Below are 16,695 nucleotides of genomic sequence, written 5' to 3'. Positions count from 1 at the left end.
GAGTTTATTATTTTATTTATCGATATTCAATATAAATTTATTGTTTTTCGATAAATTTAAGAAAAATTTTACATAAAAAAAAGCAGTCCGCAGACTGCTTTTATGCTTTATAAGAAAATCGCTTTTGTTTCAAGATAATCTTCTAGTCCATATAAGCCATTTTCACGACCTAATCCGGATTGTTTATAGCCTCCAAATGGCGCTTTCGCTGTGCGCTTGCCACCATTGACAATCACATTTCCTGTGCGTAATTGGCGTGCTACTTTCTCAGCTTCTTCCGTTGGGCCAACAACAGCACCTGATAAACCATAAACCGAGTCATTCGCAAGTTCAATCGCTTCTTCGACTGTATCATACGTCACTACGGTTAACACTGGACCAAAAATTTCTTCTTGGGCAATCGTCATGTCATTGGTAACATTCACAAAAACAGTCGGTTCGACAAAGTATCCTTTGCCTTCAATTGCCTGACCACCTACTAAGATTTCTGCGCCTTCTTCTTGCCCTTTTTGAATATATTCTAATACGGTTTTCCGTTGACTCTCTGATACCATTGGACCCACTCGAGTTGCTTCTTCCGCTGGATCTCCGACTTGGATAGTTGCATAATATTCTTTTAAAAATTGTTTTGTTTGTTCTAATTCATCACTAGGAACCAACAAACGTGAAAGTGCCGAACAGGTTTGTCCTTGATTGTCTAAAACGGTACTGGCAGCAGCCTCGACAGCAGCCGATAAATCGCCACCTTTTAGATAGACCATCGCTGATTTACCGCCTAATTCCAAAACTAATTTTTTAACGGTCGTTGCGGCATGATGATAGAGGTTTTTTCCGACTTCTGTTGAACCAGTAAAGGAAATGACTTCGACGTCAGGATGTGAAACTAAATAATCCCCTGCATCGCCACCACTCCCCGTAATTAAATTAAAGACACCCTTAGGTAACCCAGCTTCTTCCATAATTTCAGCATATAAAATGGCTGTGAGTGGTGTATTACTAGCTGGTTTAACAACAACCGTGTTACCCGCTAATAACGCCGGCGTAATTTTTCGTTGAATTTGATTGAAAGGATAGTTCCAAGGAGTTACACAAGCAACCACACCATATCCTTCTTTCGTAATTTTGGCGTTATCCACGGTTTCTTCAAATGAATAGGTTGCAAATTCAGAAAGTGTGGCTTCCATCTCACGAATCGATAACGGAACTTGCGCATTTTTTGTAAATTGCTTACTTGCACCTAATTCCTGAATAATTGTTTTTTGAATATCCGTTTGGCGACGTTTGATAATGGCTAATACTTTTTCTAAATACTCCGCACGTTCTTTTGGTGCTGTGGTATTCCATTTTGAAAAAGCTTTTTTCGCAGCTGCAACTGCGTTATCCACATCTTTATGCGTTGCTTGAATCACTTGGGCAATGACTTCTTCGGTTGCAGGATTGACTACATCTGAAAATACTTGAGAGTCGGCTGTTTGCCAGTTACCATCATAAAATAGTTGCTCATATTTCTTCATCTTGTCTTCCTCCTTTAATAATGAAGTGCTTATAATTACGGTAACATGTGTGTAAGCAGTCGTCAAAAAATACCCCTTTTCCAGAACTATCTGAAAAAGAGGTATCGTTTAAATTAATCCTAACTGTTGTTTCCATGTTAACACGCGACGAACCGATTCATTTAATTGTTCTTCACTGTAGTCCCCATTTTGAACTGCTTGAATCACATACGGAATTTGTTGTTGGTAACTAGAAGACATCACTAAGTCATTGCCTGCTTGTAACGCCTTTAAGCCCGCTTCTTCTTGTGAAATAAAATTAGCTAGACCCGCCATATCCATGTCGTCTGTCATAATCACACCATCAAAATTTAATTGATTGCGTAATACTTCATGAACCTTGGTCGAAATGGACGCTGGCGCATCAGAATCAATGCTGGCAATAATATTGTGTGACACTAAAATACTATCTGCTCCTGCTTTGATACCTGCTTCAAATGGTAAATAATCTGCTTCGACTTCTGCTAATGGTCGCTCATCTGTCACAATCTCCACATGAGAATCACGGTTATTGCCATATCCTGGAAAATGTTTCAGAGTAGAACCACTTTTAGCTTCTTTTAGTGTTGTTACAACTTTTTCAACAAATTCACTTGTTCCTTCTGCATCTAAACCAATTGTTCGATCATAAATAAACGCAGTTGGATCTGTGGCAACATCAGCAATTGGGAACAAGCCGGTATTAATTCCTAAATCGGTTAAAATATCAGCTTTTTGTTTCGTATCTTCAACAATTCCTTCCCAACCACTAGACGCATAGATTGCTTGTGGTGAAGCAAATGGCTGTGGCGCAAGATTCGGATTTTGACTGATACGAGTAACCGTTCCGCCTTCTTCATCTGAACCAATTAACAACGGAACGTCGCTAGCATCTTGATAACTAGCAATTTTTTGACGCAAACTCTCTTGGGTCTCCCCATCTGTATCACGACTAAATAATACATACCCACCTAAATGATAGGATTGAATGTCTTCAATTTGGTTGATTTCTGGTACTCGAACAAAAAATAATTGTCCGACTTTTTCTTCTAATGTCATTTCATCCATCCACTCATCTAACGGATCTACTTCTTGGCTTTGACTAGACAAACGCGTAGTTGTTTGGCTGGTTTGACTTGGTTCTTTGTCATTTGATTTGGTTTCATTCTTTGTAAAAAAGAAATAGGTTCCAATAATCACGGCAATTAATACCAAGACTTCAACTGCAATAACAAGTTTTTTTCCCATACTTTCTCCTTTCATGCTGACTTAATTCAATGGCAATTGAATACAAAAATCAGCCCCATGAGGATTCACATCCTTCACAGTAATGGTCCCTTGATGCTCTTCAACAATTTGTTTCGCAATGGCTAACCCTAAACCATACCCGCCTGTTTCTTTTGAACGTGATCTGTCTTCGCGATAAAAGCGATCAAACAAATGTTCCTGGGCTTCTTTGGAAATACTTGGACCAGTGTTTTTTACACGTAATTCCCATGATTTGGATCGTTTAGTTGAGATTACCTCAATTGTATCGCCTTGCTTTGTATACTTTAACGCATTATCCAACAAAATGACAATAACTTGATACACCTTCTTACGATCAATGACCGCAGTTGGAGAATTGGCTACGTCCAATGTAAAAACTTTTTCTTCCAATTCCGCCATTTCTTGAAAAGGTACGACTAAATCTGTTAAAAAGGCCTCCGTTTCAACCGCTTCTTTTTCTAACATTAATTGATTGGCATCACTCCGAGCAATCGTTAATAAGTCCGCTGTCAATCCCGTCAAACGACGTGTTTCATTGAGTGCTTGCGCAATATTTTCAGATTCGTCTAAAATGGTCTGGTCTGGTTTTCGAAAAAGACTTTCTAAGCGATTCTGGATAATGGTTAACGGCGTGCGTAATTCATGCGACGCATTCTCCACAAATTCTTGTTGCTTTTGCCATGCCTTTAAAATAGGTTTCATTGAAACAGCAGATAACCAATAACTGATACCAATTGATAATAACCAAAATACAATCATACAACCGACCACGATTGCACGAAAATTGGTCAAAGAATGCTGAATTTGATTGACGTTTGATAATATTTGAACGTAGGCAATTTCATTATCTGCGTATTCTTTCGTTAATGAGTGAAAAACTAATTCATCTTCATCGTCTTGAATGGTTACTGTTTGAATTTCTTCTAATTGACTCGTTTGCAACCGTAGATTTTCCATTTGTGAAAATCGTCCACCTATCGCGTCTTTATTCAAAATTTCACCGTCTTTTGACCACAAAATAATTTGCGTGTTAAAACGGTTGCTGGAAGGACTTTTCGGCGGTTCTTTATGAAAATTCTCAGGGAAAGAATCATCGCGATAACGCGCAATTTCTTGTTGAATAAATTCAGGATTATGATTCATCTCCGTAATGGATTGATCGGTTTCACGATACGCAGTTTGACTTAATAATTGTAAGATAATCATTCCTAAAAAGACAAAAATTACCGCAAAGGCACTGACGTTCATCAAGAAAAAATTTCTGCGTTGTTTTCGTGAGAGGGTTTTGTTCATGTTTCCTCTCCTTTCAACATATAGCCAACATTTCGTAATGTTCGAAAATCCTTTTCTAAACCTGTAGGACGCAGATGTTTTCGTAAATGGCTCATATACACTTCAACGACGGTCACCGTTGTTTCAGAATCAAATCCCCAAATTCGGTCAAAAATTTGTTCTTTAGTTAAAATCATGCCTTGGTTTTGTAAAAAATACACCAACAAATCAAATTCGCGTCCTTGAATCGGTAAAATTTTTCCTTCATAAAGCACTTCTTTACTTGTTAATTGGCAAGTAATCGTTCGATACGTCAGCGTATTTTCATCAAAAAGACCCAATGAACGTTTGAGTAACGCTTTTATGCGCATGATTAATTCTTCCCGATAAAACGGTTTGGTTAAATAATCATCGGCACCTTTTTGAAATCCTTCTATTTTATCTTCTAAGCCATCTTTGGCTGTCAAAATTAAGACGGGCGTTTGGTTGCCCTGCTTACGAAGCTCCGCTAATACTTGATACCCATTCATTTCCGGCAACATCAAGTCAAGAATAATCAAATCATACACACCAGATTCGGCTTCGTATAATCCTTCATTTCCTGTATAGACTTGTGTTGCTTCACCTAATTCTGTGACAATTTCTTTAATTGTATCTGAGAGAATAACATCATCTTCAATCAATAAAAATTTAATCATTTTCTTCACCTTCTTTAAAGATATCATACCATTTTTAGCTTAATTCAGCCTTAAATTCTCGCTTAAGCTAAGTTTAAGGTTCACTTTTTATGATAGCACCAGAAAGCAAACGAAGGAGGAATAGAAATATGAAACTCAAAAAAGTATTTCAACGAAAAGAGAGCAAATATCTCTTCAATCAAAAACAATTCGAAGCGTTTTTTCAAGAACTACAACAGTATATGACCGTCGATCAATATGGCTTACACACGATTCGTTCATTATATTACGATACGGACAATTATCACTTTATTCGTCATTCGATGGATAAGCCCAAATATAAAGAGAAATTTCGTATTCGAAGTTATGGTACACCAACAAATGATAGTCTCGTTTTTTTAGAAATTAAGAAAAAAGTGAAAGGCATTGTTTATAAACGCCGAATTCCCTTAACTTACACCGATTATCTTGCGTGGGAACAAACAGGAAACTTCCCACTTGCATTGGAGCAGTCACAAATTGCTCAAGAAATTAATTGGTTATTTTTAAAACACACGGATTTACTGCCGAAAGTTTTGATTTCTTATGATCGACTTTCTCTTTATTTAGAAGATGATGAGGATTTTCGTGTAACTTTTGACCAAAATATTCGGTATCAAGTCAATCACGTAGCATTGGCTGCAACTCGCGGTGAATTGGTCGCACCAGAGTTAGATGTTTTGATGGAGGTCAAAGCAATGGGGGCGTATCCTTTGTGGTTTGTCGAATTATTAACGAAACATCACGTGCAAAAAGGTAGTTTTTCAAAATATGCACAAACTTATCAACGTTACTTATTCAAGGAGGAATTATTCTATGTTGTCTAGTCTATTTACAGAAGGTTCAGGAGATATCCATATTCAGGAGTTATTAATTTGTATCATTAGCGCCATTGTTCTAGGGATGCTGGTCGCTTTTATTCATATGTATCGCAATGTCTACACCAAAAATTTTGTAATTACCTTAGCCGTTTTGCCAGTTCTTGTTCAATCAGTGATTATGCTGGTAAATGGGAATTTAGGGACTGGGATGGCGGTACTAGGTGCGTTTAGTTTAATTCGTTTCCGTTCAGTGGCTGGTGGCGCTCGAGAAATTACAAGTATTTTTTGGTCGATGGGAATTGGTTTAGCAACTGGTATGGGGTATGTCTCATATATTGCGGTGTTCTCTGCCGTTGTTGCTATCTTTTTATTGGTTATCTATCGGACAAACTTTGGGAATCAAAAAACCACAGAACGTGAATTAAAAGTGACTATTCCAGAAGATTTAGATTATCCTGACTTGTTCACTGATATTTTTGAAACATTCGCTTATAGCCATCGTCTTGATTCCGTTCGAACTACTACTATGGGTAGCTTATATGAATTACGTTACATTTTATTACTTAAAGATCAACAACAAGAAAAAGAATTAATCGATGCCATTCGTGTACGCAATGGTAATTTACCAATTGTTTTAGGCAAGGTCGCCACTAATCGCGACGAATTATAGAAAAAAGGAAGTGGATTTGCATGAAAAAAATAATTTATGTCTCATTAGTAAGCGCCTTATTATTAGGTGCTTGCGCTCACAATGACACAGCTACCACTGACAGCACGGATCTCTCAATTGGCAATGAAGCAGTCCAGCTCACCGCTACAAATACAGAGACAATTGGTTCTTATGAAGATGAAGATTTTAATACAGATGCATCAGATAGCCAGGCAATTGAGCTATCTGATGCCACAGAAGCCAGTGATGGCGCAACTGTCGATAATCAAACAGTTACCATTACTAAAGCTGGAACCTATACACTGACTGGCGAACTTACAAATGGACAAGTCATTGTCAACGTTGGCAAAGAAGAGAAAGTTTACCTCATCTTAGACGGCGTGACTATTACGAATCAATCAGGTCCCGCTATTTTAATTGAACAAGCTGAAAAAGTCATTACGACACTCGCAGATAATTCAACTACGACCTTAACAGATGGTAGTGACTATCAATTAGAAGCAAATGAAACGGAACCAGATGCCACCTTCTTTAGCAAAGAAGATTTAGTTATTAACGGAGAGGGCGAACTAATCATTAATGGAAATTACAATAATGGGATTCGCAGCAAAGATGATTTGATTTTAATCTCTGGAAATTACACTATTAATGCGAAAAACAACGCCCTAAAAAGTAAAGATTCCATTCAAATTAAAGACGGACTTTACACGTTAACTACCGAAGAAGGCGATGGGATTCAAGCAAACAATACTGAAGATGAAACAAAAGGTTTTGTGGCAATCGATGGCGGTAGCTTCTTGATTACTTCTGGACGTGATGGCATTCAAGCCGAAACCAATGTAACCATTCAGCAAGCAGATATCACTATTCAAACCGGTGAAGAACCCATTTCAACAGAGGAAAGCTATAAAGGAATTAAAGCTGGTAAAGCAGTGACTATTCAAAGCGGAACATTGACGATTGATAGCGCTGACGATAGTCTCCATAGCAATGGAGATATTACCATTGCAAGTGGCAAATTAAAACTAACCTCAGCAGATGACGGAATTCACACCGACAATAATTTGACCATTGACGGTGGAACGATTGTTATCACCGATTCTTATGAAGGATTAGAAGCAAGCGTCATTACTTTAAATGATGGCGAAGTCTCAATAGTTGCTAGTAATGATGGCGTCAATGCAGGTGGTGGTAGTGATACCACTTCTGAAACAGGAACATTTGGCGCGGATTCCTTTGATGGCGGACCTGGTGGCGGCAATCAAGCCGATGAAAGTAAGCAAATTATTATCAATGGCGGAACGCTAGCGATTGATGCCCAAGGTGACGGCTTAGATAGTAACGGAAATATTCAAATGTCTGGTGGAACGTTAAGCATCAATGGACCAACTGAAAATGACAATGGTGCCCTTGATTATAACGGTACATTTGAACTAACTGGCGGAACTCTTGTTAGTAGCGGAAGTAACGGTATGGCAATGAATGTGTCAGAGTCTTCCACTCAACCTTCTTTTGGTATTTATTTTGATAGTACGCAAAAAGCTGGAACAATTATTAGTTTACAAGATAGTTCCGGAAATGTGGTTGTCACCTATCAACCAAACAAAGATTTCCAACATCTCACGATCTCTTCTGCTGATTTAAAAATTGGCGAAACGTATACATTGATTAGTGGAACTGAAGCAAACGGAACTGCTAAAAACGGCTTGTATGAGGAAGGAATTATTAACGGTATCGAACTTGGAACCCTGACACTTTCTGATGCAGTTACTAATGTGACCGAAACTGGTGAAGAAGCTTCTCAAACAGGTATGATGGGTAATCCCAGAGAATAATCGCAATAATAAAAAAGGCGGACATCGGATTGATGTTCGCCTTTAGTGGATGTTTAACTATAGTTATGCAATTATGCGGTAAATTTTAAATTTTTAGTTAATCGTTTCATTGGAAGGACCCGACCAACAAAATAAATCATTGCGGATTGAACAGGTAACATAATCACCGATTTAACTAAACGCGGCGCCCAAATTACCCAGCTTGTTAATGGTTGATTGTACATAATAGCTAACCAAATTGGCGTCAGAATTAAACTGATAATAATCGTGTTAGTTAGTGTACATAAGATCGCATTTTTCCAAGTTACTTCTTTGTTGTAGAAAAAGAATCCATAAATTGCGCCGCCGATGAAAGCATTCAATGTGAATCCGATAAAAAAGGTTGATTTAGCAAATAATGCCATCCCGATTAAATCAGCAATCACTGCGCCTATTCCTGTCCAAAAAGGACCAAATAACATGCCCATCACCATTTCTGGTACAAAGGTGAATGTAATTTTGAGGTACTGTGATTCAAATCCAACAATTCGCGACAAGACCACCATTAAAGCGATCAAAAGTCCCATGGTTGTAATCATGTGTGCGTTGACTTTTCTTTTCATTTCTAGCATCTCCTTAATGAGCTGCTACACAAATAAATATGCAGCGAATGCGAAAACAAAACCGCGGATAACATCCTTCGTCCAAGAGGCAACATCCCATCCTCTCAGCACTTAACGCTTTGTCTTCTACTCTGTTTTATTTGTAGATTACTCTACGCCTTGAATATAGCACAGGAAATCCATTTGAACAATAAAATACACTTAATTTTTCGTTATTTTCCGTAAATATTCTGAAAAGTTAGCTACTAACTATTTCATTTCTTTCGCCTTCAAAAAAACAGGTACGTCGAAGGCTTTACTTAGTGATTTCATCACAAAAAAGGCAATATTGTAATCAATCATACTATGAATTAACCCACCAAAGCCGATAAAGCCAAATAAGAAAATAAACAGGTTTCCTTCATACGTTGCACCTGCACTGTTTCCTGCAAGGAAGAAAATTGCTACCACAATCAATTCCACACTTGCATGGACTAAACCAATGATAAAGTTATACACTTGAAACTTCTTATTACTTAAAATAATTTCTGGATGTTTTTGTAAATAATTCGCACCAATCACCGCAAATACCACATGTGACAATGCTCGTAACGCAATAATAAATGGCGCAGTCATCATGAACCCAAATGCCGTTCCTAATGCGACTGCGATGGCAATACTTGGTGAAAAGAACATAGCTACAAATAATGGAACATGGCTTGCTAAAGTAAAAGATGCCGGACCAATCACGATTTTCGGCATAATCATTGGAATAATAACTCCCATTGCGATTAATAACGCCGCTATCGTTAATTTTCTTACAGAATTAGTTTTCATTTTTTCTCCTCCAGTGTGTCAAGACACTTCAAACTGAACCTATTCTATCGATAAATAAGCTAGGTGTCAAGACACTTATTAAAAAATGAGTCAGAGAATCATTCTCCGACTCATTTTTTCGTTGATTTTAATTCTTTCTGTAGTCTTTTATTTTTAATTACGAGTACAATAACAAAAATAAATAACAATCCGACAGCCACACCGATGCCTATCGTTAGCCAAGAAAGAGGTTTTTTTTCAATCGATACATCTGTTTGATTATATTCGTTCGCTTCATCCGCTTCAATCGTAAACGTCGGTGCGCCTTGCCACACGTTGTCGCCTCCTGTTAACGTTGTTTTTACCGTGTACGTTCCCGCTTCAAATGCTTGTCCACTCAAAGGGATAAAATAATTCATTTTGGTATTCGGTGCGAAAGTAATCATTTTTGTTTCTTCAATTATAGTTTGCTCATCGCGACTAATAGCATAAGACAATTCCACGTCACCAATATAAGTCGGTGTACTATTTTCTATAACCACACTCACGGCATTACGCGCATTTTCTTGGAGTGCCTTAGCAGAATTAATTTTGATTTCTGGTTCAACAGTTTCTAAACGATTGCGTACAATCAACGCAATTTCTCTTGCAAATAAGTTTTGCACGTTCCCTTCAAATTCCTCTGAACCGACTTGTTGAATGTAAAGACCGCCTGCTAAAACCCCAGCAAACTCCTCGTTTGGCATAGCAACTTCGATAGTGATTTGCTTTGTTTCATCCGGTTTTAAGGTGACTTCTTTATCTGAAACAGCCACTAAATCTTCAATGTCAAACGCTGCTGAATCAGATTTTCCTTCTGAACTATCTGAATACACAATGGCACCATTCGAATTATTAACTGCGCGATGAAATGAAACAGCTAATGTCAATTCTTTCTCACTGGTATTTTTGAGTTCTAATGATAGTTCCTCTGTTTGTTTATGTTGTAGTAATAAATCATAATACATTAATTCTTTGTTCGTTTGGGAGTCAGGAACCTTGATATTCGCTTCAAAACTACCTAGTGATGCAGCTTCTACAGGTACCGCATAACTATAAAAGAGTATGACTGCTCCTATACATAACAAGCAATTCACTATGCGTTTCATTCTTTCATCCCCTTTTTGACAACAGTTCCATTATGGCGTAGTTGGCGCGTATGAAAATGTCCAAATTAAGCTCGTTTGGTACTGACCAGCTTTTTTATCTGTATTTGCAGGAATTTCTAATTCAAATTCTTCAATCGGTAATTTCGTTTCTCCTGCACCTGTCCCTGCATTTGCTGTTAGAACATCGTAATCCTGATTAAACAAGACAAACGTTAATTGATTGCCTGTAATATTAGAAGTTGGCGGTACCCCCAGATTATTATTTAATGTTCCGACTTTGAAATTCAGTTGCGCATTTCCTAACGTCGAAGCACCTAAATTAAACTGCGAGACTTGTTTCACTTTTAATGACCATGTTGATGTAGCGTCGCCCCGGTTATCGCGAACAGCAATTGTTCCTGTTGTTAAATTATTCCCATTTTTCTCACCAGTATTGTCTGTTGTTGCGTACCATTTTTCTGCAGTAGTTGTTTGAATTTCATGTGCACCAAAGTCTAAGTTTGTGGGTAATTTAGCGGTAGGATCTGCACCTTGTTCTTCTGGGTCAAAAATAATATCTCCTGGCGTAAATTCTACTTCTCCTGTCGTATTGTCAGCAGCAAAAACAACAGATGCTGTACTAAAACTCACTAATCCAAATGCAGCAACCAATAAAAAAATTCTTTTTTTCATTTTGATAACCTCCTAATTTTAATGATGTTGTAAATAGCCATTGCAATTAAAATAATCCCGAAGAAACCTAACATTTGATTAATCGTTTCACCAAATTGTCCAAACAGTGGTTTAGCAGTAGACTCTGTTGTTTCATGAGAAAAATCAGTTGTTGACGTTTCTGTCGTTGTTTCCGTAGTTTCTTCGGTGGTTTCCCCATAATAAAATTCAACATTTCCAGTAGTTATCTCTGCATGAACCTCTATGAAAAAAACGCAAAAATTCAACATTATTAGCGTAATAATAAATTTTTTGACCATTTCCTCCCTCCTCAAGGAACATCTGATAGCGTCCAAACTAAAGTTGTTTGATAAGTTCCTGTATATTTGGGGGTATTTTCAGGGATATATAGGTAAAAAGATGATAAATCAATAGTGACAGCGCCTGATGCTTGTGCATTTTCCAAACTTAAAAGGCTGACAGTTTCTTGATTATATAAAGAAATGTTTTCACCTTGAGGATAGCTAATATCCTCAGGTTGAAATTGAACCCTTGTAATTTCGCCAATATTCATCTGTAACTGAGCATTAGGCAACGGATATTCGCCATTAAGCCATGCACTTTCTTGCTTCACACTTAGTTCCCATTTCGAACTGGTTTCGATTGTTTTAAGTCGATAATCCGTTACAGAGATTTGTCCTGTTGTCACTTGGTTTTCATTTTCAGCAACCCACGTTTCTGCTGCTTTCGTTTGAATTGGATGTGTTCCAAAATCTAAATTTGTTGGCAAAGAAAGCTGCCATTCAAAAATCTCTCGTGCAAAATAAATATAGTTTTTACTTTGCGATTGAGAAAGAAGATTGACATCAATAACATTCGCCTGAACAATTGTCCCAATAAACGCTGCATCTAAGTCGGTATTCACATGCCTCGGACGACTAATTTCTGTTGGAATATCAATGGTTGAATCAGCTAATACTGAACCATCAGCTAGTTGTTTTAATAAGCTTTCTGTTGAATTAAATGTATTTTGAGCAAGTGTGATGGTACTATCTAATGTTGCCTCTAAGGCTTTTACACTAGTCGTTAATGTACCATTGACAATTTTTAAAATTTCCCCGATTAAAGGTAAATTTTCCGCTCCAGGCAACAGGCTAATTTTTAATTCAATCGCTTTTAATTCATCGAGTAGTTGATTGACCGTATCTTGCAATTTCATCGCCAAACCATTATCTAGTTCAACAACCACTGCTTTACCATCTGCGGTTAAGGTCACATTCTCAGAAAATGCTACATTATTGAGTGCTGATAAATCGGTTAATTCTTTTAGCTTGGCACTCAAGTCACCTGTATTAACAGAAACAACATCGGATAACGTAATCAAACCTAAGACTTTGCCTTTCAATAAATTGGTCACACCATCTAATAATGTTCCTACAGCGCCACTTACCGTCGTAATTAAAGTAGTAAATACAGGCATATTATTTTTTTCTAACAAAATATTCCCGTTAAAATTAGCTTGCTCATTTCCTACTGATACTTGATTTAACATCGTTTCAGGAATGACCACCACAGCCTTTTTTTTCGTTCCTACTAAAACAATCTGCCCTAAATCCACCGTCTCATTTCCTTCTATAGTAAAGACCACTCTTTTTTGCACTTCATTGACGGGCCAACGATACTCACTTGTTGTCTGGCTGTCATTTTGTGAGGAAAGATTGTTTAAAAGTTCTAATCGGTACCGACCCCCGAAAGTTAGAGTAATAAATCTAACTTTCGGGGGTATTTTTATGGCTAAATATAGTGAAGAATTTAAAATAAAGCTTGTTACGGAGTATTTGGATGGAAATATTGGTTATAAATTATTGGCGAAGAAATACAATATGCCTTCTGCAACACCATTACAAAATTGGGTAAGAGCTTATAAAACACAAGGGATGGAGGGATTAAAACGAAGAAAAAGGAAGGAAGTATATCCTGTTCAATTTAAATTAAATACGATACAATTTATGTTAGACACAGGTGCTTCTTATCAGGAAACGACTGAACAATTCGGATTAAATAATCCTTCATTAATTTATCGTTGGATGAAAGATTTTAATTCTCAAGGGATAGAAGGCTTGAAACCAAAATCAAAGGAGCGACCTTCTATGACTAAGAAACTAAATAAACAAACGAAAAAGGAAGAAAACAAGTTCACACGTGAAACGGAGTTAGAACGAGAGAATGAACTACTGAGATTAGAAATTGCCTATTTAAAAAAGCTGAGAGCTTTTCGGGAAAATCCGAATGTCTTACTCGAAAAGCGCAAGCAAAATGGGCATTCGAACTTAAAGAAGAAGGGTTCCGATTAAAGGATATTATCCTAGTTGTGGGAATTCCCGAAGCAACCTATCACTATCATGTCAAGAACTTCGGAAAAGAAGATCTGGATATCGAACTAAAAGAACGCATTACTCACCTATTTAAGGCGTTTTATGAACGTTATGGATATAAACGGATTACAGACGAGTTAAAGAAATTAGGATACTGTATTAATCATAAAAAGGTGTATCGCATTATGCGAGAGCTAGGATTAAAGTGTGTAAAATTCATGCGAAAATCCCGTAAATACAATTCATATAAAGGAACTACTGGAAAAATAGTGAAGAATCGATTGTCACGTCGGTTTAGTACACCTATCCCATTTCAGAAACTAGTAACTGACATTACGGAATTCAAATGTCTAGGGGAAGAAAAGTTGTATTTAAACCCTATTCTTGACCTATATAATGGAGAAGTGATTGCGTTTGGAATTAAGAAACGCCCAACATTAGATTTAGTCATGGAGCCACTAAATGAAACAATAGAGATAATAAAGAATCACGCAACCTACCGTACAACTATCCATTCGGATCAAGGTTGGCATTACCAACATAATAAATGGGTAAAAACATTAAATAAAAACAATGTATTCCAGAGTATGTCACGTAAAGCAACGTGTGCAGACAATGCTTCGATGGAGAATTTCTTTGGCATATTAAAACAAGAAATGTATTATGGAGAGAAACTAGTCAGTTATGAAGAATTAAAACGACGAATTAAAGAATACATCTACTGGTATAACCACGTACGATCAAAAGTAAAATTGGCTGGACTGAGTCCGGTCGAATACCGAATTCAATCCAGCCAATCAGCTGCATAATAAAAACTCTAACTTTTAGGGGTCGCCACCATCCTACGATAGCTGCCTCTACTTTTTTTACGTGAAAATAACTGGCCGAGGTTATAGATAATAAGAAAAGAAAGAGAACTATTTTGCGAATAAACAGCTGACGTTTGTGTTCTTTTTCCATCTATCATCCCTCCATTTTCAGTAAACTTTAGATACAAACAGACAATTACAGGGGGAAGATTCTTTGCATACTAATCTACTGTAATTGTCCATGACTCATATTAAATTTTCAGTCTACCATCTTCCTCTTCGTATTTTGTTTTTTTCTTTAAACACTTTTGCATCTGAAGGGATACTTTCTGGCGAATCATCGGTATGAGTTTCCCAAGGATATAACCCATTTTCATCTTTTTTAAAATTGTCTAGTGAATCATTTAGTTCTTCTTTTCGATTACGTTTAATACGTTTTCTTACTGATACAGCATAGAGTGCTAAAGCAAATAATGCAATCACTCGAATGACGCCATAAGATTCCATAATTATTCACTCCCAAAGGTTAAACTGCGATAGTTAACAAGTCCTGATAAAAAGTGTTCTGCATCGTCAATTCGCATTCTGAAACGGTCATGTCTAGCAAAAAATCCATATTCAATCTTATACGGTGCTTTGAAATACATCGCAAATTCAGGGAACATCGTACCAGTTACGATTTCATGATACGCACGATGACTCATCACATCAAAAATACGATTTTTTGCTGCTTCAAATTCTTCATCAGAAATAATTTCTTTACGTCGATCATATACCTCTAACTTCAACATCATTTTGGCAGCAGCAACTAATAACTCAAGCATCGTCGGATAAGCAGTATCACGACTTTCCATAAAATCAATTCGATTTAAGGCATTTTTCATCCCAAAGATATAATAATCATCTTTTTGTTCATGTTTTAAAAATTCGTTAACTGCATAACTCAACCAATGATCATGATATTTTTCATAATTATTAGCAACAAAGTGCGTCATTAGTCGTTTACAAATGGCAAAAATCTCTTCATCTTTCATTAATTCATAGGCACGTAACATTGAGAACAGAGCTTCACCATCATAATAAATAATTCTAAACTTATCTTTAATTGCTAAATGGCCATCAAAGACATGTATCGTCTCATCATTTTCAGTAAGGAATCGTTTTTCGATCGTTCGTGTTAAAGTTTTCATTTTTTCAAAGAAACGTGTATCATTGGTAATTTGTGTATACTTTGCCGAAGCCAAGATGGCAACTGCTTGTGCCCCCAATTTATATTCAATGGTTTCTCCAATTTGATCTTTAATAAAATAATCGCCGTCGTTTTCTTCAGCTAGATTTTCAAATCCCCAAACTAAACCTTGCAGTGAATGTTCAATCATCTCTTGATTATCTAGAAACTCGCCAGCTTCTAACAATGCATATATTGAAGAGAAATGACGAATGGCATTGTAATTTCGAATATTACGATCGTAACACGGAAAATAACCATAGATAAATTCGCCAGCTTCATCCAATTGATCTAATAAATAATTGGAACCTTGATGAATGACTAAATCAAGCATCTCACGGAAGTTATCTTCTTCCACAATTCGAAATTGATTACCAAAACCATAGTCTTTTAATTCATAAAATTGATTTTCATCAATAAAAAAAGCTTTTGTTTTAAATAAATAAATATCTGACGTTAAGAAATAGTTCATTGTATGGTCTAGAACATTGTATTTTCTTTTAACGTAATTTTTATAATTAGCTGTGTCGAAATGGAGATTTGCTTTATTTTGACCAATTTTGTGATTTTTATCTGGAACTAATAAAGCATTTGCGGTAATTTCTTCTTTCAAAAAACTCCTCTTTTTAAAACCTTCAAGTCGAAGTCCAAACTCAACATAGTTATTCCGATTGATACTATTAATAATTTCTAATAATTCCTCATATGTAACTTTTGTTTCTTCAGTAATCAAGTCAATACGAGCATATTCAATATTTATTGATAAGGAGCGATAGAACGAAGCTAATTTGTCCCAACTTTGCTTCAATGTTCTGCCATAAAATTCCTTTACATGGCAACGGGAAGCACTTTTTCCATAGCTTAAAATAAAAATAGAGGTTTTTATTTCAGCATTCTTATATGTCTCAAAAGTTTCAAATAATTGGTTCAATGTTTGACTCTTAGATACTACGTTGTTCATGTCTTTCCCTC

At 36.6% G+C, this 16,695-nt stretch carries 17 protein-coding genes and 1 riboswitch; of the genes, 5 read left to right on the top strand and 12 right to left on the bottom strand.

Features of this window, described 5'->3' with window-relative positions; translation table 11 throughout:
* Positions 1-107 precede the first annotated feature (107 nt).
* The 4 genes from AC4BC7_RS15145 to AC4BC7_RS15130 all read right to left on the bottom strand — a co-directional run bounded on the left by AC4BC7_RS15145 (position 108) and on the right by AC4BC7_RS15130 (position 4,771).
* Positions 108-1,514 (bottom strand): aldehyde dehydrogenase family protein, encoded by a 1,407-nt coding sequence (locus AC4BC7_RS15145; protein ID WP_490503273.1) that lies wholly within the window; start codon positions 1,512-1,514, stop codon positions 108-110.
* A 108-nt stretch (positions 1,515-1,622) separates the two neighbouring features.
* Entirely contained in the window at positions 1,623-2,780 is a 1,158-nt protein-coding gene (locus tag AC4BC7_RS15140; protein WP_490503272.1) for a glycoside hydrolase family 3 N-terminal domain-containing protein, read from the bottom strand.
* A 21-nt stretch (positions 2,781-2,801) separates the two neighbouring features.
* Positions 2,802-4,094, bottom strand: coding sequence for a sensor histidine kinase (locus AC4BC7_RS15135; protein ID WP_490503271.1), 1,293 nt, complete (start codon positions 4,092-4,094; stop codon positions 2,802-2,804).
* Positions 4,091-4,771, bottom strand: a complete 681-nt coding sequence (locus AC4BC7_RS15130; RefSeq protein WP_207942058.1) for a response regulator transcription factor — start codon at positions 4,769-4,771, stop codon at positions 4,091-4,093. Before AC4BC7_RS15130 ends, AC4BC7_RS15135 begins: the two co-directional genes overlap by 4 nt.
* A 128-nt stretch (positions 4,772-4,899) precedes the next feature.
* Here AC4BC7_RS15130 and AC4BC7_RS15125 point away from each other — a divergent pair, with 128 nt between their 5' ends.
* Genes AC4BC7_RS15125 through AC4BC7_RS15115 form a run of 3 tightly spaced genes read left to right on the top strand, consistent with a single transcriptional unit; the run spans position 4,900 to position 8,115 of the window.
* Complete coding sequence (locus tag AC4BC7_RS15125; protein ID WP_207942057.1) at positions 4,900-5,616, top strand: polyphosphate polymerase domain-containing protein; 717 nt, start codon at positions 4,900-4,902, stop codon at positions 5,614-5,616.
* Entirely contained in the window at positions 5,606-6,280 is a 675-nt protein-coding gene (locus AC4BC7_RS15120; RefSeq protein ID WP_207942056.1) for a DUF4956 domain-containing protein, read from the top strand. The genes AC4BC7_RS15125 and AC4BC7_RS15120 overlap by 11 nt, the downstream gene beginning before the upstream one ends.
* Before the next feature lie 20 nt (positions 6,281-6,300).
* Positions 6,301-8,115, top strand: a complete 1,815-nt coding sequence (locus AC4BC7_RS15115; protein ID WP_490503270.1) for a carbohydrate-binding domain-containing protein — start codon at positions 6,301-6,303, stop codon at positions 8,113-8,115.
* A gap of 71 nt (positions 8,116-8,186) precedes the next feature.
* On the opposite strand, the gene AC4BC7_RS15110 is transcribed toward AC4BC7_RS15115, so the two are convergent.
* The 6 genes from AC4BC7_RS15110 to AC4BC7_RS15085 form a co-directional block, all read right to left on the bottom strand.
* Positions 8,187-8,726 (bottom strand): folate family ECF transporter S component, encoded by a 540-nt coding sequence (locus AC4BC7_RS15110; RefSeq protein WP_207942054.1) that lies wholly within the window; start codon positions 8,724-8,726, stop codon positions 8,187-8,189.
* Positions 8,727-8,756: 30 nt separating this feature from the next.
* Positions 8,757-8,853: riboswitch (THF riboswitch) on the bottom strand.
* A gap of 113 nt (positions 8,854-8,966) precedes the next feature.
* The gene (locus AC4BC7_RS15105; RefSeq protein ID WP_207942053.1) at positions 8,967-9,533 is read right to left on the bottom strand and encodes a hypothetical protein; all 567 of its coding nucleotides are present in this window, start codon (positions 9,531-9,533) and stop codon (positions 8,967-8,969) included.
* A 110-nt stretch (positions 9,534-9,643) separates the two neighbouring features.
* Positions 9,644-10,660, bottom strand: coding sequence for a WxLIP family cell surface protein (locus tag AC4BC7_RS15100; RefSeq protein ID WP_490503269.1), 1,017 nt, complete (start codon positions 10,658-10,660; stop codon positions 9,644-9,646).
* Positions 10,661-10,690: 30 nt separating this feature from the next.
* Complete coding sequence (locus AC4BC7_RS15095; RefSeq protein ID WP_490503268.1) at positions 10,691-11,332, bottom strand: WxL domain-containing protein; 642 nt, start codon at positions 11,330-11,332, stop codon at positions 10,691-10,693.
* Positions 11,329-11,631 (bottom strand): hypothetical protein, encoded by a 303-nt coding sequence (locus tag AC4BC7_RS15090; RefSeq protein ID WP_490503267.1) that lies wholly within the window; start codon positions 11,629-11,631, stop codon positions 11,329-11,331. Before AC4BC7_RS15090 ends, AC4BC7_RS15095 begins: the two co-directional genes overlap by 4 nt.
* Before the next feature lie 11 nt (positions 11,632-11,642).
* Complete coding sequence (locus tag AC4BC7_RS15085; RefSeq protein ID WP_490504443.1) at positions 11,643-13,076, bottom strand: adhesive domain-containing protein; 1,434 nt, start codon at positions 13,074-13,076, stop codon at positions 11,643-11,645.
* Between the two features lie 25 nt (positions 13,077-13,101).
* Here AC4BC7_RS15085 and AC4BC7_RS15080 point away from each other — a divergent pair, with 25 nt between their 5' ends.
* Entirely contained in the window at positions 13,102-13,665 is a 564-nt protein-coding gene (locus AC4BC7_RS15080) for a helix-turn-helix domain-containing protein (protein WP_311055572.1), read from the top strand.
* Positions 13,551-14,495: an IS3 family transposase gene (locus AC4BC7_RS15075; RefSeq protein WP_490504395.1), complete on the top strand. Its 945-nt coding sequence runs from the start codon at positions 13,551-13,553 to the stop codon at positions 14,493-14,495. Before AC4BC7_RS15080 ends, AC4BC7_RS15075 begins: the two co-directional genes overlap by 115 nt.
* A 264-nt stretch (positions 14,496-14,759) precedes the next feature.
* Here AC4BC7_RS15075 and AC4BC7_RS15070 read toward each other — a convergent pair whose 3' ends face one another.
* Together AC4BC7_RS15070 and AC4BC7_RS15065 are read right to left on the bottom strand one after the other, a co-directional pair.
* The gene (locus AC4BC7_RS15070) at positions 14,760-15,002 is read right to left on the bottom strand and encodes a hypothetical protein (protein ID WP_207942048.1); all 243 of its coding nucleotides are present in this window, start codon (positions 15,000-15,002) and stop codon (positions 14,760-14,762) included.
* A 2-nt stretch (positions 15,003-15,004) separates the two neighbouring features.
* Positions 15,005-16,684: a hypothetical protein gene (locus AC4BC7_RS15065; RefSeq protein ID WP_207942047.1), complete on the bottom strand. Its 1,680-nt coding sequence runs from the start codon at positions 16,682-16,684 to the stop codon at positions 15,005-15,007.
* Between the last annotated feature and the right edge of the window lie 11 nt (positions 16,685-16,695).

The organism is Enterococcus sp. AMC1623 (genome assembly GCF_058216495.1).
Note: the sequence above shows the minus strand (reverse complement) of the source record. Positions and strands in the feature narration are given on the sequence as shown.